The organism is Limosilactobacillus ingluviei str. Autruche 4 (assembly GCF_000312405.1).
GTDB lineage: Bacteria > Bacillota > Bacilli > Lactobacillales > Lactobacillaceae > Limosilactobacillus > Limosilactobacillus ingluviei.
Genome location: NZ_HE997173.1, coordinates 285,552 through 303,954, shown reverse-complemented (window position 1 = coordinate 303,954; position 18,403 = coordinate 285,552). Strand labels below are relative to the sequence as shown.

Below are 18,403 nucleotides of genomic sequence, written 5' to 3'. Positions count from 1 at the left end.
GCGTTTAAGCCATAATAAAAACGGCTACCAGGTTGGCAACCGTTAATTAAAGCCTTCTTTAACATCACGCTAATTGTCGTTTAAAGCAACATAACCGTAATCTTTACCCAGCACGGCCAAAAACAAAGTTGGCGTAATTATTCAACCACTTTGGCGCCCAATTTAGTTTGTTTTGGTGCCGGCTTTCGGGTTTGGTGATGATACAGCAACCATCCCAACGCCCCGAAAAACAGCGGGCCAATGATGGTCCAAAAGGCCGTGGTATAGTCATGATCTAAAATTGGTTGCAGACAGGTAAAAACAATCCCAAACAAGACGACGCCTTGCACCAGCCAAGTTACCAACTGCGTTTGCCACGGTTTTTTAAAGAAGACGTACGGCCGTTCTAAATCCGTTCGCCGTTTAAAGGCCGGAAAAGCCCCAATAATAAAGAGGTATGGTGCCGTCGAGGCTACATTCGACATGTCGGTTAGAATCAAGTAAAACTTCTGCGCGGCCGAACCGCCAAAAGCAACGGCAAAAATCAAGAAACTGACAATTGCCGCTTGCCACCACATGGCATTGGCAGGCATACCGTGGGCATTAACCTTAACCAGCTTAGCGGGCCACAAGCGTTGATCGGAACCTAAAATGAAGGATTTGATCGGCGAATACAGCATAATGAAAAAGGAACCAACATAAGCCGCAAACATCCCCAGACCAGCAAAGCGCGTTAAGAAACTGCCAAGCAACACACTGGCTTGGTGGGACAAGCCTAAACTATGCCCTAAAACCAAGCCGGCATTATTCATCATAATGTAGGTGATGTTACCCAGGTTTACCGTTTCGTCACTCAAAACCCGGTGCCAGTTCGTTGAAATCCCCCACATTAAAATTGATAGTGAGTACAAAACCGTGATCAACAACATGGCAATAATCAAGCCCCGCGGAAAAGTTTTTTGGGGCTTTTCTAATGAATCCATGACCCCACCCATGGCTTCCAAACCGCTATAGGCAAAGACCGCATAGACCACAAAGGAAAGAATCGCCACCGGTGTCTTAAAACTCTGGTTCGGCGAAATCAGCCAGGTGCTGGCGCCATGAATTGGTTCTTGTAAGACACCATGATTAGCAACAAAGATCACCAACGAGACAAGCAAAAAAATAACCGTCAGAGCTGATACCAAGAAACCGCCGAAGGTCCCCACTTTGGCGATTCCTTCAATCCCCCGACTTGAGAGATATGTCACCAACAGGACCCAGGCAATTCCCAGCAAGCCAACCACTTCCGTTGAATTCAAGCCCCACCAAGTCCAAGTCTGAGTCTGATCAGAACCAAACAGCAACGCAGAAAAAGGAATCCAGATCTTGGAAGCTGTCGAAACCATCCAAATAATCCAAGAACACAACCAAATAAACGTCCCAATAAAGGCTTGCTTTTCTCCTATGGCCACTTCCAGCCAGGAATAAATCCCCCCTTGCGCAGATTTTAGCGCCGACCCGTATTCGGCAATCATCAAAGCTACCGGCAAGAAGAAAAATAAGGCGGCAAACACATACCAAATGATGGCCGCATACCCCATCTGTTCATAAGCAACCGTGGAATTGGCAAACCCAAAAACCGTTGAAAAGATCATCATGATCAAACTAAGGAGCCCAATTTTGCGCCCCAGCGGTTTATCACTATCCATTTATAAACACACTCCTAAATTTCCCTGTGATTGAATTCACGTGTGTTTATTATACCGGTTTACTCCTGATTTGGAAACGCTTGCCAGATTAAAAATAATTCATCTCCCTTTCATTATTTATAAAAATTTATCATTTAAACGGGGTTGCCCACCAACCAAGAGCGACCGCCACCAAGCCAAAACTGACGCTTAGTATCATCACACTTACCGCTTGCCAAAAATGACCATTATCAAACAAGGCCACAATTTCCGTGGCAAAGGTTGAAAAAGTTGTAAAGCCCCCTAGCAGGCCAGTTGTTAACCACGCCCAGGGCGAAGCCAAACTTAACCCGAGACAAAAACTACCGCTTATATTAATGATAAACGTTGCTAATGGCCACTGTCCCCGCTGGTAGGCGCGCACCAACCGTGTTACCCGCCACCGCAGCCAAGCGCCAACCGCTGCTGCGACACTAATTGCAATCATGGTCGCTCCTCCCGAAAGAACCGGGCCAACCAGCAGCCTAAGCCAGCGCCCGCCAAACCACCCCCGAGATTTAACCCTAAAAACGCCACCCCCAACCACGGCCTACTGTTGAGTAGTTGCCAACCAGTGGCCGCAAAGGTGGCATAGGTCGTAAACGCTCCCAGCATTCCTGTCCCTAACCCTAAGGTTACACTATTCCGTAAACGCTGACTGGCAAAGAGTCCAAAGGTCAACCAAGCCAACAAAAAGCTACCACTTACATTGACGAGCGTGGTTGCCAACGGGCCACTGAAAATCATTCCTAAGCCAGCGCGACAGCTGCCACCCAGGGCGCCCCCCAGCAAGACTGCTAAATCGTTTTGTCCCTTCATCTAAATTCCTCCTCATCAATCAGGCTCGATTTTAAGCCGCAATGCCTTGTCGATGCAAGACCTGATGATAAATATTTTGTCCAGTGTTCTAATTTTAATTGGCAAATCACTAACTTAGGTGCATAATTAAAACCGCAGTATCTAAACGGCACCTTGCCGTTAGAATGGGGGCAACAATTTGAAGATGCGAAGAATCGACCACGTGGTCTTAACGGTCAGCAATTTAGAACAAGCCCGCCGGTTTTACCACGAGGTCTTTGATATGCCAGTAATTGAGCAGCAAACCAGCTCAGATTGCATTACCTTGCGGTGTGGTCATCAACTGTTACGGTTACAACAAGGTGAGCGCAAAGCCCTTGGTGCCGCCCAACCAACCGTCGGGGCGGCTGATTTAGCCTTGGTTTGTGGAGATCATATCGACGATGTTTTACATCACCTAAAGAGCTACTACGTTGATGTAATTACCGGGCCACTGCCTAAACTTGGGGCAGAAGGCGCAATGACTTCTATTTATTTACGCGACCCGGATCAAAATTTGATTGAACTGGTTTTTTACCAAAATAAATAATAAGCCCTAAAGGAGTGTTTACAAATGCCAACTGATGTTCCAGCACCAATTTTTATGCGGAAAGCAACCTTAGAAGATCTAGATGAAGTCTATGCGGTCATTGAAGACGCCAAAAAGCTGTTAAAAGCCGATGGTTCATCTCAGTGGCAACAAGGCTACCCGTCTAAATTAAGTATGCAACAAGATATTGAAAGTAATAATTGCTACGTTTTGATTTACGGAGATGAAATCGTGGGCACCGGGACGTTGATGCCCTTCGGTGATACCCACTACGCCTACATCGTCGATGGTAAGTGGAACCATGCTGGGCACCCCTTTGGGACCATCAACCGCATTGCCATCTCCAGCAAATACCGGGGTAAGCGCTTTGCCAATTACATTATGTCAACGCTGATCAGCATTGCTTATGCTAAGGGCGTGCGCGACATTCGAATTTCGACGCACGAAAAGAACGCCCGCGTTCACCAATTAGTGCAAACCTTTGGCTTTATTCAACGCGGGAAAGTCTACACTGGTCCCACGGACGATGACTTGCGCAACGCCTACGAATTAAACCTCGATAATGTTGACGCAAGTGAAATTACCGGTGATGATGCTGAATAGGCCAATAAAACAAAACAGGTCAACCAAACCCTTTCTCAGGTTTAGTTGACCTGTTTTTATTAGCAGTGGCAAGCCATTGGTAAACAGTTGCACGGAAGCTTTGCCGGTGCGGTCGTTATTTTACGTTCAAGACTTGCTTGTAAGTTAGCAATATCAGTTTGTGACAGTGGAACTGTTTCGATCGCATGTAAGAGTGCCGCCCCCACGTGCCGTTGGCAGATTTCGGCTAGCAAGCCGGTCAAAGCCTGATCAATCGTTGCCTGTTCGGCAACTAACGGCCGGTAAATAAATGCCCGGCCATCGCGCTCCGTCGCCAAAGCTCCCTTGGCAACCAAACGCCGTAACAAGGTCTTGATCGTTGCCTCCTTCCAGCCCGTACTCGGGGCTAATAATCGAATCACTTCCGTGCTGGTTACCGCCTGCTTAGACCACACAATGCGCATTACCTGCCATTCAGCAGGCGTGATTTCTAAACCGTTCATGTTGTATTCACCTCTGGCTTTAGTTTACAAGTGTCATCGATGCCTTGTCAACCACCGCCAAACACAAACCAGCAGTCGTTGCCAACTGCTGGTTTCCCTTAGAATTAAACTTCTTCAACTAAGTCTTTAATCCCCACCCAACCTTGGGCTTCGTCCCGGGCCGAAAGTCGCACGGGCATGACTTTTTGCAGAACCTTGACAATCAACCACCCCATCACAAAAGCATAAAGGATGGTAACAACTGTCGCCAGCGTCTGTAAGCCGAGTTGCGTCCAGCCGCCCCCGTAAAACAAACCATTGTGCACAACGGCCGGGTTAATTTGACTGGTGGCAAACAGGCCGGTGGCCAAACTGCCCCAAATCCCACTGACCCCGTGGCACCCGAAGGCATCCAGCGTATCATCAATTTTAAGTTTGGGCTTAACGAACTCAACGAACCAATAGCTAATTACCGACGCCCCTGCCCCAATAATTAGAGCCCCGACAATGGTTACATACCCCGTCGCAGGAGTAATGGCGACCAATCCGCACAAGGCCCCCGTACAACTCCCGACTAAAGTCAAGTTGGGTTTGAAAAAGATTTCCAATCCCTGCCAAGCCACCATGGCCGCAGCCGTAGCTACGGTCGTGGTCAGCATCGCTTGGATCGCCACATCGTTAATGGCCAACGCGGAACCAGCGTTAAAACCATACCACCCTAACCATAACATTGCCGTTCCTAACAAGACTAAGGCTTGATTGTCATGATGATCGGTTTGTTTCAACCGCGGCCCAATTACAATTGAAAGCACCAGCGCGGTTACCCCAGCGTTAATGTGAACAACGGTGCCACCAGCAAAATCCAGGGTGCCGAGGTGTTGTAAAATCCCGCCGCCCCAAACCATGTGTACCAATGGATAGTACACCAATCCGGACCAAGCAACAATAAACGCAGCTAAAAAAGACAGGCGGACCCGCCCCACGATTGCTCCAATGAACAGAGCCGGCGTAATAATGGCAAACATCATTTGATAAAGCGAGTATAAACCCACCGGAATATGAATGCCGGCCATAAGTTGATGCAAGTTAACATGCTTAAGTAAGGCCTCATTTAAGTTGCCAATGATCCCCCAAACGTTGCCAGAAAAAGACAAGGAGTAACCAACCAAGACCCATAAAATCACTGCCAGCCCGCAGATGAAAAAGACCGAAACGAACGTGTTGACCATATTACGGCGGGGAACTAAGCCCCCGTAGAAAAATGCCAACCCCGGGGTCATGAAAAAGACCAGGATGCTCGACAGCATAATAAATAAGACGTTTGCTGTATTCATGATCAATCATTCCTTTCTGTTGCAATGAATGGTGCTATTATCATCCCCCGCCCTACCTTTGCCAAGCCTTTAATGAGAAAATGATGATAAATTAGTCCGATTTCCCGTTTAAAATATCTTTCCACAGTGCGAAAACGGTTCCGAGTTTACATAAGTTTCCTAGACCAATCCAACTCGATCTGGAACTTGACACCATATGATATGCTTAAATTAAAAAGAACTTACATGAGGAAAGTTATCTTGGAAGAATTATTTGAACACACCTCCGTACGCCGGGCCTACTTCACTTTAGCCTTGCCGGTGGTGTTAAACATGGTCGTCGCCTTGGTTTACAACCTGGTGGACACCTTTTTTGTTGCTCAGACGCAAAACGCGAATTTAGTAGCGGGGGTCTCTTTAGGGGCCCCGTTGTTTACCCTAATGGTTGCTTTGGGCGACATCCTCGGCTTAGGTGGTTCCTCCGTGATTTCCCGCCTGTTTGGTGAGAAACGCTTTGACCAAGCTCGCCGCGTCAGTGGTTATTGCTTTTCCGCCGGCTTTTTGCTCGGCTTGATCGTCTTAGTGCTCCTATTTCTTTTGCAAACGCCAGTATTAAAATTATTGGGAGCAACCCCGGCCACTTGGGAATACGCCCGTCAATACTACCTGGTTATCGCCGCGGGCGCCCCCTTCATCGTTTTTTTCTACGCCCCAGTAAACATTTTACGTACTGAGGGCTTAGCGGTTGAATCGATGAAGGCCAGCGTCATTGGGACGGTTATTAACATTGTGTTGAATCCTTTCTTTATCTTCACCTGCGGTTTAGGTGCCGCGGGGTCCGCCCTGGCTACGGTCACCGGTAATATTTTCGCCGACCTGCTAATGATCTATTACCTGCGGACCAAAAGTCAGCGTCTCACCACGTCCCCACGGGAAACTAAGATTTCCCGCCGTATGCAGGGGGAAATTTTAGCCATCGGGATTCCAGCTTCAGTAACCAACTTAATGTCGACCTTTGCGATGGCACTGGCCAATCGTTACCTGATTGCTTATGGCCCTTCCAGTGTGGCCGCCATGGGGATTTCCCTTAAAATCAGTATGATCATCACAATGGTCTTTGTCGGTTTTGCCTTTGGTGCGCAACCCTTAATTGGCTATACTTACGGGGCCAAGGATACCAAACGTTTTAATGAAACCATGCGCTTAGATTTGACCGTTGTTTGCGGGTTTGCTTTAATCATGACCGGCGTCATTTGGCTGCTTGCGCCAACTTTGATTCGTGGTTTCATGCATGATCCAACGGTGATCAAGCATGGGATTACCATGATTCGCTGGTTGGTTAGCTCCGCCACGTTGGCTGGTTTGATTTTAGTCTTTACGACTATGTTTCAATCAATGGGCAAAGCCTTGCCGGCTTTTATCCTTTCTTTCTGCCGGCAAGGGGTGATCTTTTACCTTGTATTAATCGTTTTCGCCCACTCGTTTGGCTACACGGGAATTTTAGCCAGCCAAGCCGGCGCTGACTTTATCACTGCGCTCCTGGCAGTTGGGCTGTTTAACCATTACCGCCCACGGAAGTAATAACCATTAGCTCGCCCCTTGCTTATCCGCAGGGGCGAGTTTTTTATATAAAATTTTTCACCGCTTGATCAGTAAGCTGTGAAGGCGCTTGTGCGATAAATCGGTCATCTGAAAGCGTTAACTTGGCATCCTGTCGCGATTTTTTGGTGTCAGTCTTGCTCAATTTGTCATCTCCTTCACAAAAACTGTGAAAAAAATCACGAAACCCATTGACGGACGTTTAACAACTCCCGTATAATAGTGCCAACGAAATGATATAAAACGCTTCAGCGTGAAAGGTGGAATTTTTCATGACAAAGAAAGTTGCAATGGTAACCGGTGCCGGCCAAGGAATTGGGGAAGCAATCGCTTTACGTTTAGCAAAGGACGGCTTTGCGGTAGCCTTAGTTGCTCGGCGGGCTAACAAGTTAGAAGACGTCAAGCAAAAGATTGAACAAGCCGGCGGTGAAGCCTTGGTTGTCGCTGCTGACGTGGCCAAGCGGGAAGAAATTTTTGCTGCCGTAGAAAAGACGGTCGAACACTTTGGTGACTTCAACGTCATGATCAACAATGCCGGGGTTGCCCCAACGACGCCAATCGACACGATCACGGAAGATGACATCGACTACGTATACTCCGTTAACGTTGCCGGGACGATTTTTGGGATCCAAGCAGCCCACGCTGCCTTCAAGCAATTAGGTCACCCAGGTAAGATTATTAACGCCACTTCCCAAGCCGGGGTGGTTGGGAACCCGAACTTAACGGTCTACTCCAGTTCCAAGTTTGCGATTCGGGGGATCACCCAAGTAGTGGCTCGTGAATTAGCGGAAGAAGGCACGACGGTTAACGCCTTTGCGCCAGGGATTGTTAAGACCCCAATGATGTACGACATTGCGCACAAGGTTGGTCAAAACGCCGGGAAAGACGATGAATGGGGAATGCAAACCTTTGCCAAGGACATCGCTTTGAAGCGTTTATCTGAACCAGAAGACGTTGCCAATGCCGTGGCCTTCTTGGCTGGCCCAGACTCTGATTACATCACTGGGCAAACCTTAGAAGTCGACGGTGGGATGCAATTCCACTAGTATTAACTGCCCTCAATTTGGTGGGGCCGCTGCAAAAATGTGGCGGCCCCGCTTTTTTATTTTCCCTACTTGACACCTCTCATTTTTCTGTTATTATTCTAATTAAACTTTAAGAAAAAGGAGGGCAATCACATGCTGATCAACATTCAACAGTTTAACTGGCAAAGCTGGCACTGATTAATCGTACATGTGATTGCTCCACAGGTACGATTCTTTGAGACTTCTCAAATCGTACCTGTGTCGGCTCAACAAATGCAACCGCGCAGGCATCGCCCTGGGCGGTTTTTTCTTTACCTCGGGGGTTTGAGAAGCCACTGGTCACTTAGCTCAACTACTTTAAATTTGGAGGTAATAACAATGGCTGGCATTTTGCCCCTCACAATTCTATTAGCCCTGTACGCAGTTAGTGAAATTATTTCACGGAAAACCCACGCCCTGGTCAACACCGTTTTAACCATCTCCGTCTTCGCCCTCCTTGGCTTCTGGACGCATCTGCTCCCGAAGGACCTCTTTACCAACAGTGGGGTCGAGGCGTTTGGGATGGCCATTGTCGGCATCATGCTGACCGCGCTTGGGACTACGATTAACCTCGCCGAATTAAAACGCCAGGCCAAGGTCGTCTTAATTGCCATCGGCGGCGCCCTTGGTGCTTGCGCCTTAATTGTTTTAGTAGCCAGCCTGTTGAACCGACAAAATTACGGAATTGTCGGCGCCCCGATTTTTGCTGGCGGCAACGCGGCAACCCTGGTTCTCCTGGCCGCATTAAAAGAAGCCAACTTGCCACTCTTAGCTACTTACGCCTTGGCCGTCCTCACCTTCCAAAATTTCATTGGCATCCCCGTTGCCAGTGCGGCCCTTAAAAAAGAGGCCCAACGCTTGCTAACGTCGGGCGAGCTCACCGTCGCAGCCGCTTCCGTGGAGCCAGGTACAACCCCGTCACGCAAACCGTTGCAGTTACCCGCACAATTCAACACCCCCGTCTTTTGCTTAGCTAAACTAGGAGCGGTCGCTTCTCTGAGTTACGGCACGAGTCTGTTGTTGCACGGGAAAATCAACTATCTAGTTATCTGCTTTGTCTTTGGGATTCTCTTTTACCAACTCGGCTTTTTGGATGATGACATGTTGAACAAAACCGGTTCGCATGGCCTGATTACTTTTCTGGTGACCGTAGTCATCTTAGGCAGCCTGGCAAACACCACTCCCCAAATGGTTATCAGTGTGCTGGGCCCCTTGCTGGTTTGCTTGCTGGTGGGCACCATTGGCTTAATCCTCACGGCCGGTCTCTTAAGCAAACTTACCCACACGTCATTTCCGCTCACCATTGCCCTAGGTATGACGTGTACCTTCGGTTTTCCAACGACCATGTTGCTGGCCCAAGAAGTCGCGGCTTCAACGGGACAAACGCCCGCTGAACGTGGAGCGTTGGAACAATATCTGTTACCGAAAATGCTAACCGCCGGCTTAGTGACGGTGACTTTGGTTTCCGTTTTCTTTGCTGGCTTTGCCATTAATTATTTACACTAATCGGTCCATGAAAGGAGTAACCAATGAACGCTTTAGCAACCTACCTCACCACCCAGTTACCAGCAATGTTGCAATTTACTGAACGTTTGGTAAACCAGGATTCACCGGCAACTGAGCCGGCTAACATCCAACAAGCCGTCGCCCTGGTGCAAGCCAAAATGGAAGCTTTACACATGACGGTGCACCAGCTTAACACCAATCACCCCGGAACCATCCTCATCGGGGAACTTCCTGGGACTTTACCCGGTCGCCCGGTCATTTTAAGTGGCCACTTAGACACCGTTTTCCCAACGGGGACCGCAGTCCAACGGCCCTTCACCACCACCCAGAGCTTAATGAGCGGCCCCGGGATTTTTGATATGAAACCTGGTCTAACAATGGGGTTGTTTGCCATTCAGGCCTTGCAAGCACTCCAGCTTCCCCACCGGGCAATCCGGATGCTGGTCATTACCGATGAAGAAAAAATCCACCGTGATTCAACAGCAGATCAAGCCCTCGCGCAGGCTGCCCAAGGCGCTGATTTTGCGCTGAACTTAGAGGGGAGTGCCGCCTTGAACCAAGTCACTACCACCACCCGCGGGGGGATGATCGTTGAAGTCGCCGTCCAGGGACAAGCCGCCCATTCTGGCGCCGCGCCTGAAGCTGGGCGGAGTGCAATTTTAGAACTCGCCCACCAAATTATTCAGCTCGAAGCCCTCAGCGACCTGACCGCTGGCCTGCACGTCAACTGCGGTACCATTACCGGCGGCAGCAGTGAAAACATTATCCCCGATTTTGCCAAGACCCAATTAGGCGTACGTTTTAAGACTAATGCCCAACGTGAGCACTTATTAGCGCAAATTCAAGCCATCGCGGCCACCCCAACGGTAGCCGGAACGCAAACCACCGTTACGGTTAAAACCAAAATTGACAGCTTGGAACCGACAACTGACAGCCAAACGCTTTTGCAAATCGCTGACCAGCACGCCCAAGCCATTGGGATCGGCCCCTTAGCAGCGATTGCCAGTGGTGGTGCTTCCGATGCTGGGATCATCGCCGCTCAAGGCATTCCGACTTTAGACGGTCTTGGCATCGTCGGGGGTAAGGCCCACACGAAAGACGAATTTGCGGTCGTCGAATCGTTGCTGCCCCGCACGCAATTAATCGCTGCTCTCCTACAAACAACCCACCAGTTTAATTAAGCTTGCAAGCGGATGACTGTGTTTAACATTAGTCATCCTTTTTCTTGCCACCACCGCAACCGGCCAGGCAGAACTTAAACCTGGTTCGCCACCCCAAAGACTAGCATCAGACGAAAAAAACCGCCCCAGTAAACTGAGGCGGCTGCAATCAGATGATTTAAATAAACTTTATTTCATCCCATGTTTTTTGCTGGCAGTCTGGTAGAACACGTAGGCCACAAAGGCAAAGAAGAATGGCCCGGCAATCGTCCAGAAGGCTGTTTCATAATCATGATCCAAAACGGGTTGGGCAAAGGTAAACAGGGTCCCAACTACTAGAATCAGTTCCACAAAAAGGACCAAAATCGTGGTCCAAGTGTGATTCTTAAAGGCCACGAAAGATTGGTCATAGTGCTTCTTTTTAAAGAACGGAAAGGCCCCAACCAAGAACATGTACGGTGCGGTACTGGAAACGTTGGACATGTCCGTCAAAATCGTGTAGAAGCGTTGGGCCGCTGAGCCCCCGAAGGAAACCAAGAAGACGATCACACAAACGATGATCGCTTGCAGCCACATCGCGTTGGCCGGCATTTCCGCCTTGTTCAAGCGGGTCAACTTTTCCGGCCATAACCGCTGATCAGACCCTAGGATAAAGGCCTTGATTGGTGAGTACATCAAGATGAAGAGGGCCCCTAAGAAGCCAATCGCCTGGGCCAAGGCCACGATCCGCGTCATGATAACCCCAAAGGTCGCCGCAGCCGCGTGACTCCACCCCAAGGCATTTCCCATCGCCAAGCCGAGATAATTAAAGACCGCGTAGGTAACATTCCCGAGGTTCACGCTACTGCTAGTCATTTGTCCCTTGTAGTTAATTGACCACCCCAACATGAAGATCATCAAAACGTAGGTCCCGATCGTAAACAAAGAAGCAATGATCAACCCGCGTGGGAAGGTCTTTTCCGGTTGATCCATGTTGTCAGTGACCGACCCCAAGGATTCCATCCCCCCGTAGGCAAAGACGGCGTAAACCACAAAGGAAATCAAAGCAATCGGCGTTTGGAAAGCTGGGTTCGGGGAAGTAATGAAGGTGCTGGCCCCGTGAATCGGCTCTGCCAAGCGGAAGTGGTTAGCAAAGAGCACAATAAAGGAGACCACCACGAAGATCACATTGACCACGATCGTGAAAATCCCCCCTAAGGAACCGATTTTGGCAATCGCATTCATCCCCTTGGAACTCAGGAAGGTTACCGCTAAAATCATGATAATCCCCAAGACCCCAATGGTTTGCGTTGAGTTCATCCCCAACAAGGTCCAACTGGTCGTAGTATCCTTACCAAAGATCAAGGCCGAAAAGGTAATCCAAATCCGCGACGCGGTGGACACCATCCAGATGATCCACGACGCCAACCAAACGAAGGTCCCGATAAAGGCCCACTTCTCACCAATTGAACCGGCTAACCAAGAGTAAATTCCCCCCTTGGCATCCTTAAAAGCAGACCCATATTCGGCCATCATCAAACCACACGGGAAGAAGAAACAAATCCCGGCTAAGGCGTACCAAAAAATGGCCCCGTAGCCCATTTGTAAATATGCGTTGGAAACATTCCCAAACCCAAAAATGGTGGAAATAATCATCGTCACCAACCCGAAGGTCGTAATCTTTTTGACCTTACTGTTAGTGCTTTCGTCCATAAGTAACACTCCTCCAAAATGAATAAGAATTAAAAAATAAAAGCTTTAACTGGTATGATTATACTCTGATGATATTATTTATCAAGCCTTGACAGCGATCTTCCCCCTTTGGATTTGCGCTTTTGCATAGATATTATGACAGCCACTCTTGCTCGTATACGGCAGGCTTAAATCCCGCCGTAACGTGCTCCCCCTCCACCATTAAAGGCCGTTTGATTAATTTGCCATCACTGGCCAACAGTTGGGCGGCTTGTTGCAATGTCATCGTATCTAATTGATCCTTCAGTCCCAATTGCCGGTAATGCTGGCCACTGGTATTGAAGAAGTACCGCAACCCCCGGGCTTGATTGGCCGTTAGCCACCGCAACAAATCCGCTTCTGCCGGTGGTGTCGCTACCAAATCAACCTTGTCAAAGGCCACCCCATGCTCGACTAGCCACCGCTCGGCCTTTTTGCACGTGGAACAGCGCTGATAACAATAAAAAGTTGGCATTTAAATTCCTCCTTTGGTATACCGGGTAGCATTAATTTAATTATACATGATTTTTAAAAAAACGGGGGTCGTCGCACCCCACTTCAAAGTGCAACTACCCCAGTTGTCGACCCAAAATCACTAAATCTCGCCGTGGCCTGATGCGCTGGAATACTTTCGTTGTAGATCGCCACGATGCGGGGTAAATCCGCCCGCTGGGCAAAGCGAAACGTTGCCGTCATGGTGTTTCTCCAATTTTAAACTTAGAACGCTTGGTACTGCGCCTCTAGCTCCGTCAATTCTGGGTCATCTGGTGCCAAAGTCAGCGCATGCTCCAAAGTGTCCAAAAGTAAGGCCTGGTCGCCATTTTCTTGGTAAAAGCCTAACAGTTGTTTTAAGAAAGTCAGATTTTCCCAATAAGTCGGCCGGGCGTTTTCGTAAGCTTGCGCCGCAGCATCGAACTTTTCAAGGGCTTGATACGATTGCGCTAAGTTCCACTCGACTTGCGGATCTACGGCTGCCTTGTTCACTGTCGTCAGTATAGCTAGGTTGGCCTCATGATCATTTTGGCTGAGGTAATAATTGCTAAGTTTAAGGGTAATAGCCAAGTTGTCTGGATCTAACTCGTGCGCTTTCGTCAAGTACTTCTCCACCAAGGTCGTTTCACCCAAGCGGCCCGCTAAATCCCCTGCCAAAGCAAACAACTGCTCATTATATTCATCAACCCCCAGTCCCTCTTGCGCTACCTTCAGGGCTTGACTGACGTGATTTTCTTGGAGATATGCTTGCGCCAAGGCCGGATAAGCGGACGCATACTGATCATCATCTTCAATCAGTTCTTTTAAGGTCACGATGGCGGCTTTTAAATCGCCTAAATTTAATTCCGTCAAGCCAGTTTGAAACCGTAAGTCACTGGTTAGGTATCCCGGCGCCACTTGCTTTAAATACCCCAGTGCCTGATCAAACTTACCGCTTTGCGCATATGCCATTCCTAACCGTCCGGCAATATCGACACGCGCAAACTCGGCAACCCCGGCTTGAATCAAGGCAAAATAGTATTGAATCGCTGGCGTAAACAAGCCGGTCGCATAGTAGTACTCCCCTAAGGCAAACAAAACGGCTGGTTCCGTTGGGGCCAGTTGGTAGGCTGCTTGCAGCTTTTCTTCGGTTACTTCAAACTGTTCTTCCGTTTGATATAAATCGGCCGCCACCAGAAGCGACTGAAGATAGGCCGGTGAATCAGACTTGATTTGAGCCAAGTAAGCCAGCGCCTCATCATTATTCCCCTCATCAATTGCAATCTCCGCCAAAGCTGTCCGTAATTCATCTTCCGCCGGATAACGCTGCAAAAGCTTTAAGTACGTGCGTTGAGCTTGATGTAAAAAACCTAAGGCATATAATTGCTCCGCCAGATTAAATAAAATCTCATCATCATCTTCACGCAGTGCCCAGGCAAAGGCTTTCTTGGCTTCCTCTAATTGGCCACTTTCAATCGCATTCAACATTTTTTCGGCATATGATTCACTCACGCGTTCTCGTCCCCCTCATTAATTGTTATCCTATTATTTTACGCGGCTTTAAGTTAAGTTACCACTGTTTCGGCACATAAAAACAGGGCCAATACTGAAGCGCGCTCGCTTTCCCAGGCCCTGTTCTCTTCATTTTCAATAAATTACTGTTCCATTAAATCTTTCAGCAACGCCCGCGCTGAAGCATGCAAAGCTTCTGGCGATTTATCATTTCCCAAGTGGGTGTAAATTTCACCAACCGGAACCCCTTGCTTAAACAAAGCGGCAAAGACCTTGTCAATTACGGGCCGCGTCTTAGCTTCTTCTTGCACCGGCCCAAATGGATTAGCAAAGAAAGTGGTCGTCATTCCGACTTCATCCGTCGTCCCTAGGGCTTTACGCTTCCCAGCGATAAAGACTTCCTTGGCAGCTGCTTCAGCTTCAAAGTAGTGCACCCCGACGCCATCATCGTAATTGTTAGCATACAACCACATATCGATATCATGTTGCGCAACCACTTCGGCAAATGGCGCCGCAGGGATAATTACCCGCGCATTCTTACGTTCTGGATTTAAGAAGACCCCCCGGTCCATGTTATTAAAGGCCACCGAGCTTGACAAATCATCCAAGCGCACAAAGGCCCCAGTTTCGGTCCCTTGCGCCACAACCTTACCATCGTCTGTAACCTTAAAAGAGCCCATGTCGTCAAAAATGGTATCAACCGCAATAATTTGGTCATCAGCCACTTCTTGTAACGCTTCAATCGATTCGGACTTGCCGGCGCCGGAGTCACCGAAGAAGACCACCGTCTTTTGCTTGCCATTCTTGAAGCGAATCTTCACCATTGAACCATGGATTGGCAGCAAACCGTGGTTGATTTGGTGTAAATTATGCAACGTCAAGCACATTTTCTTCATGTAACCAAAGTAGGTGGTATCGTCCGTGTACGGAACTTCCCCAACCCAAATGCCATTTTCATCATCGTGGTGGTAGTGACTGACCATCCCTTCGGTTTCTGGGACCCCAAACAATAAGATGACGTCTGGTTTATGCCCGATCACATCTTCCTTGGGAGCCAATTCAAAGAGGTTCGCCAAAGCCAAGCCGTTGACTAAGTAATCTAATTGGAAATAGATAAAGGCCAAGGTCTCCCCAATTTTAGCAGGGTAGCAGTACCATTCGCCAGCCTTGCCATTGAAATGATCGATCGGGTTGTAATCAACGGCCGTAAAAAGGCCCTTCCGCTTATTAGAAATCGTATGCATCAACAACGGTGGTCGTAACATAACCTTGTCAATAAAGTCAAATTGATTTAAGGCTTGGTAGCGTTCTGGGGCTGCCCAGACGTGGTGGCGAACCAACAGACTGGCGTTCGTCCCGGCGCTGACTTCCCGGAAGGTCCGGTTGCCAAACCCTTGCAACTTTTCTTCCAACATCCGGTAGCACTGTAACACTAATTCATTAAACCGCCGGTCGATTTGCTTAAATTCTTGCCCAAGAATGTGATTATTGTCTGCTTTAATAACTGAAACCCGTAATAAGGAGCGGTAAAACGAATAAAAACGTTCCAAACTGGCTAAGATTTCTTCCTTACTAAATTGATCGTAAGCCGTTGGATCATCAATCATCACTTTCGCAAAAACTGCCAGGTATTCCTTGGCTGGGAGTGACTCTAAGCTGCCAGCCATTGCCAGTCGCTTATCTTCCTTCAAGAAAGCCGCAACTAATTCGCAGACGTCCGGAGAGCTTAGCAGAGAAATTACACTCGTTGGGTAGTCGTGGTTAAAATCAAGGCGGGCTACCTTGCGTTCCACATTTACATATAACGAGTTCGTCATTAAAGCGTTCGACATTTATCATCACATTCCTTTCACTGTGTTACTACTAGTATACCGAAAAAGCGCGAAATGTGAACATTAGAATCATCTTTTTTCGCAAACGTTCAATTGTATCTTTGCTAAAATTAGAAAATAACGAGTCAATTTTAATTTAGATTAAAAATGTAATCGAATTCATTTTTGACCATAAAAAAATCCTGCGCTCAACACATGAACGCAGGATCATAAGTATCCAAGCTACTCCATGCTTTAAGTAAAAAATTACTTAACAGCATCCTTTAAAGCCTTACCCGGCTTGAAAGCTGGGACCTTGCTTGCAGGGATTTGGATTTCTTGACCAGTTTGTGGGTTGCGACCCTTACGGGCTGCCCGTTGGCGTACTTCAAAGTTACCGAAGCCGATCAATTGAACCTTGTCACCCTTAGCGAGGGAAGCTTGAATTGAACTGAACACTGCGTCTACAGCAGCCGTAGCGTCCTTCTTGGTTAAACCAGTTGCACTTGCAACGTCATTAACTAATTCTGCCTTGTTTGCCATGTTGTTTCACCTCCAACATTCGCGCCGGCTGAGGCCGGGCGTATGAATGTTAGGACCCCAAACGATCCTAACGAAACAAGCGCCGAAACACTTCATTTCAAAACCTAGATTAGCATAGTAAAACGTTGATAGCAAGGCATTTTGAGCAGATCTTACTAAATTTTTTTGTCAAATGATTTTGAAAACTCGATTTGGGGTAATTTCCATAAATTTTAAAGCCTTTTCCCCTTGACAAATAATAAAACGCTTACTTACGTTGGCGTTTGATAACATGAATTGGTGTCCCGGTAAAATCAAAGGCGGCCCGAATCCGGTTTTCCAAATACCGTTGGTATGAGAAGTGCATCAAGTCAGGATCATTGACAAAGATCACAAAAGTTGGTGGCGCAACTGCAACCTGCGTAGCGTAGTAAACCCGTAAGCGCTTGCCATTAACGGTCGGCGTCGGATTAGCCGCCAAGGCATCCATTAAGACGTCGTTTAAGACCGCGGATTGAATCCGCCGCTGGTGATTCTTCTCAACGGTTTGAATCATGGCTGGCAGCTTATTTAAGCGTTGATGAGTCTTCGCCGACACAAAAACAATGGGCGCATACGCCAAGTACTGGAATTCGTGGCGAATCAAATTCGTGAAATCCGTCATCGTTCGTTGATCCCGGTCCGGAATCGTATCCCACTTGTTTACCACGATAATTACTGCCCGGCCCGCTTCATGCGCATACCCAGCCACATGCTTATCTAATTCCCGAATCCCTTCCTCGGCATTCAAGACGACCAATACGACATCTGAATCATCAATCGCCTTCATCGAGCGCATCAAGGCATAGCGTTCCGTATTTTCATAAAGCTTACCTTGCTTCTTAATCCCCGCGGTGTCAACCATAATAAACTTTTGCCCGTCAGCCCCAACAAAATGGGTATTGATAGCATCCCGGGTCGTCCCGGCAATATCAGACACAATCACCCGTTGTTCACCTAAAATGGCATTAACCATCGAAGATTTACCAACATTTGGCCGCCCAATCAAACTAAAACGAATCGTATCATCATCAACATCGGCCTGCTCTTCCGGGAAATGTTTAATTACTTCATCCAACAGGTCCCCTAATCCAACGCCATGGACACTGGAAACCGGGTATGGTTCACCTAAGCCTAAGGCATAAAAGTCGTAAATATCCGCACGCCGCTCGGGATTATCAACTTTATTGACTGCCAACACCACTGGTTTGGCTGACCGATAAAGCAGTTGGGCAACTTGCTCGTCCGCATCCGTCACCCCATTTTCAACGTTAACCACTAGGACAATTACGTCGGCCTCATCAATCGCCACTTCCGCTTGTTGGCGAATTTGAGTGACCAACGGCTGGTCAGATAACTCAATCCCCCCGGTATCAATCAGGCTAAAATTTTTCCCTAACCATTCCGCATGAGCATAAATTCGGTCTCGCGTTACCCCGGGGGTATCCTCAACGATCGAAATCCGATCCCCGACAATCCGGTTAAACAGGGTCGACTTCCCAACATTCGGTCGCCCAACGATTGCTACCATTGGATTTGCCATTCGCAAACACTCCT

At 48.2% G+C, this 18,403-nt stretch carries 18 protein-coding genes; 6 read left to right on the top strand and 12 right to left on the bottom strand.

The window, feature by feature from the left end; genetic code table 11:
* Positions 1–137: 137 nt before the first annotated feature.
* From yjeM (BN54_RS01495) to BN54_RS01485, 3 genes are all read right to left on the bottom strand, one after another.
* Positions 138–1,670 (bottom strand): glutamate/gamma-aminobutyrate family transporter YjeM, encoded by a 1,533-nt coding sequence (gene yjeM / locus BN54_RS01495; protein ID WP_019205357.1) that lies wholly within the window; start codon positions 1,668–1,670, stop codon positions 138–140.
* 130 nt (positions 1,671–1,800) lie between these two features.
* The gene (locus tag BN54_RS01490) at positions 1,801–2,136 is read right to left on the bottom strand and encodes a fluoride efflux transporter FluC (RefSeq protein WP_019205356.1); all 336 of its coding nucleotides are present in this window, start codon (positions 2,134–2,136) and stop codon (positions 1,801–1,803) included.
* Positions 2,133–2,507, bottom strand: a complete 375-nt coding sequence (locus BN54_RS01485; RefSeq protein WP_019205355.1) for a fluoride efflux transporter FluC — start codon at positions 2,505–2,507, stop codon at positions 2,133–2,135. The genes BN54_RS01490 and BN54_RS01485 overlap by 4 nt, the downstream gene beginning before the upstream one ends.
* A gap of 178 nt (positions 2,508–2,685) precedes the next feature.
* Here BN54_RS01485 and BN54_RS01480 point away from each other — a divergent pair, with 178 nt between their 5' ends.
* Complete coding sequence (locus tag BN54_RS01480; protein WP_040469681.1) at positions 2,686–3,075, top strand: VOC family protein; 390 nt, start codon at positions 2,686–2,688, stop codon at positions 3,073–3,075.
* 24 nt (positions 3,076–3,099) lie between these two features.
* Complete coding sequence (locus BN54_RS01475) at positions 3,100–3,678, top strand: GNAT family N-acetyltransferase (protein WP_019205353.1); 579 nt, start codon at positions 3,100–3,102, stop codon at positions 3,676–3,678.
* Positions 3,679–3,737: 59 nt separating this feature from the next.
* On the opposite strand, the gene BN54_RS01470 is transcribed toward BN54_RS01475, so the two are convergent.
* Positions 3,738–4,160, bottom strand: a complete 423-nt coding sequence (locus BN54_RS01470) for a CopY/TcrY family copper transport repressor (protein WP_019205352.1) — start codon at positions 4,158–4,160, stop codon at positions 3,738–3,740.
* A gap of 104 nt (positions 4,161–4,264) precedes the next feature.
* A complete protein-coding gene (locus BN54_RS01465) occupies positions 4,265–5,473 on the bottom strand; it encodes an ammonium transporter (protein WP_019205351.1) in 1,209 nt (402 codons plus the stop codon).
* 240 nt (positions 5,474–5,713) lie between these two features.
* Between BN54_RS01465 and BN54_RS01460 the strand changes: the two genes are divergently transcribed.
* The 4 genes from BN54_RS01460 (at position 5,714) to BN54_RS01445 (ending at position 10,802) form a co-directional block, all read left to right on the top strand.
* Positions 5,714–7,033, top strand: a complete 1,320-nt coding sequence (locus tag BN54_RS01460; RefSeq protein WP_019205350.1) for an MATE family efflux transporter — start codon at positions 5,714–5,716, stop codon at positions 7,031–7,033.
* A 290-nt stretch (positions 7,034–7,323) separates the two neighbouring features.
* Positions 7,324–8,097 carry a (S)-acetoin forming diacetyl reductase gene (locus tag BN54_RS01455; RefSeq protein ID WP_019205348.1) on the top strand — a complete coding sequence of 258 codons (774 nt, stop codon included), beginning with the start codon at positions 7,324–7,326 and terminating at the stop codon, positions 8,095–8,097.
* Positions 8,098–8,454: 357 nt separating this feature from the next.
* A complete protein-coding gene (locus BN54_RS01450) occupies positions 8,455–9,621 on the top strand; it encodes a hypothetical protein (RefSeq protein ID WP_019205347.1) in 1,167 nt (388 codons plus the stop codon).
* A 23-nt stretch (positions 9,622–9,644) separates the two neighbouring features.
* On the top strand, positions 9,645–10,802 hold the full coding sequence (locus tag BN54_RS01445; RefSeq protein WP_019205346.1) for a M20/M25/M40 family metallo-hydrolase: 1,158 nt from the start codon (positions 9,645–9,647) through the stop codon (positions 10,800–10,802).
* Between the two features lie 168 nt (positions 10,803–10,970).
* On the opposite strand, the gene yjeM (BN54_RS01440) is transcribed toward BN54_RS01445, so the two are convergent.
* From yjeM (BN54_RS01440) to der, 7 genes are all read right to left on the bottom strand, one after another.
* Positions 10,971–12,473, bottom strand: coding sequence for a glutamate/gamma-aminobutyrate family transporter YjeM (gene yjeM / locus BN54_RS01440; RefSeq protein ID WP_019205345.1), 1,503 nt, complete (start codon positions 12,471–12,473; stop codon positions 10,971–10,973).
* A gap of 133 nt (positions 12,474–12,606) precedes the next feature.
* Positions 12,607–12,966: an arsenate reductase family protein gene (locus tag BN54_RS01435; RefSeq protein WP_019205344.1), complete on the bottom strand. Its 360-nt coding sequence runs from the start codon at positions 12,964–12,966 to the stop codon at positions 12,607–12,609.
* Between the two features lie 83 nt (positions 12,967–13,049).
* Entirely contained in the window at positions 13,050–13,187 is a 138-nt protein-coding gene (locus BN54_RS10130) for a hypothetical protein (protein WP_155818218.1), read from the bottom strand.
* A 21-nt stretch (positions 13,188–13,208) separates the two neighbouring features.
* Positions 13,209–14,450: a tetratricopeptide repeat protein gene (locus BN54_RS01430; protein WP_040469812.1), complete on the bottom strand. Its 1,242-nt coding sequence runs from the start codon at positions 14,448–14,450 to the stop codon at positions 13,209–13,211.
* A 167-nt stretch (positions 14,451–14,617) separates the two neighbouring features.
* Positions 14,618–16,306, bottom strand: a complete 1,689-nt coding sequence (locus BN54_RS01425) for a phosphoenolpyruvate carboxykinase (ATP) (RefSeq protein WP_019205342.1) — start codon at positions 16,304–16,306, stop codon at positions 14,618–14,620.
* Between the two features lie 246 nt (positions 16,307–16,552).
* Positions 16,553–16,828 (bottom strand): HU family DNA-binding protein, encoded by a 276-nt coding sequence (locus BN54_RS01420; protein WP_019205341.1) that lies wholly within the window; start codon positions 16,826–16,828, stop codon positions 16,553–16,555.
* A gap of 247 nt (positions 16,829–17,075) precedes the next feature.
* Positions 17,076–18,389 (bottom strand): ribosome biogenesis GTPase Der, encoded by a 1,314-nt coding sequence (gene der, locus BN54_RS01415; RefSeq protein WP_019205340.1) that lies wholly within the window; start codon positions 18,387–18,389, stop codon positions 17,076–17,078.
* Positions 18,390–18,403: the final 14 nt, after the last annotated feature.

Excerpts from the sequence above, each read along its gene's own strand:
- BN54_RS01420 (WP_019205341.1), bottom strand. The coding sequence starts at position 16,828 with ATGGCAAACAAGGCAGAATTAGTTAATGACGTTGCAAGTGCAACTGGT.
- BN54_RS01485 (WP_019205355.1), bottom strand. The coding sequence starts at position 2,507 with ATGAAGGGACAAAACGATTTAGCAGTCTTGCTGGGGGGCGCCCTGGGT.
- der (WP_019205340.1), bottom strand. The coding sequence starts at position 18,389 with ATGGCAAATCCAATGGTAGCAATCGTTGGGCGACCGAATGTTGGGAAG.
- BN54_RS01475 (WP_019205353.1), top strand. The coding sequence starts at position 3,100 with ATGCCAACTGATGTTCCAGCACCAATTTTTATGCGGAAAGCAACCTTA.
- BN54_RS01490 (WP_019205356.1), bottom strand. The coding sequence starts at position 2,136 with ATGATTGCAATTAGTGTCGCAGCAGCGGTTGGCGCTTGGCTGCGGTGG.
- BN54_RS01430 (WP_040469812.1), bottom strand. The coding sequence starts at position 14,450 with ATGTTGAATGCGATTGAAAGTGGCCAATTAGAGGAAGCCAAGAAAGCC.
- BN54_RS01465 (WP_019205351.1), bottom strand. The coding sequence starts at position 5,473 with ATGAATACAGCAAACGTCTTATTTATTATGCTGTCGAGCATCCTGGTC.
- BN54_RS10130 (WP_155818218.1), bottom strand. The coding sequence starts at position 13,187 with ATGACGGCAACGTTTCGCTTTGCCCAGCGGGCGGATTTACCCCGCATC.
- BN54_RS01425 (WP_019205342.1), bottom strand. The coding sequence starts at position 16,306 with ATGTCGAACGCTTTAATGACGAACTCGTTATATGTAAATGTGGAACGC.
- yjeM (WP_019205345.1), bottom strand. The coding sequence starts at position 12,473 with ATGGACGAAAGCACTAACAGTAAGGTCAAAAAGATTACGACCTTCGGG.
- BN54_RS01470 (WP_019205352.1), bottom strand. The coding sequence starts at position 4,160 with ATGAACGGTTTAGAAATCACGCCTGCTGAATGGCAGGTAATGCGCATT.
- yjeM (WP_019205357.1), bottom strand. The coding sequence starts at position 1,670 with ATGGATAGTGATAAACCGCTGGGGCGCAAAATTGGGCTCCTTAGTTTG.
- BN54_RS01435 (WP_019205344.1), bottom strand. The coding sequence starts at position 12,966 with ATGCCAACTTTTTATTGTTATCAGCGCTGTTCCACGTGCAAAAAGGCC.
- BN54_RS01450 (WP_019205347.1), top strand. The coding sequence starts at position 8,455 with ATGGCTGGCATTTTGCCCCTCACAATTCTATTAGCCCTGTACGCAGTT.
- BN54_RS01445 (WP_019205346.1), top strand. The coding sequence starts at position 9,645 with ATGAACGCTTTAGCAACCTACCTCACCACCCAGTTACCAGCAATGTTG.
- BN54_RS01455 (WP_019205348.1), top strand. The coding sequence starts at position 7,324 with ATGACAAAGAAAGTTGCAATGGTAACCGGTGCCGGCCAAGGAATTGGG.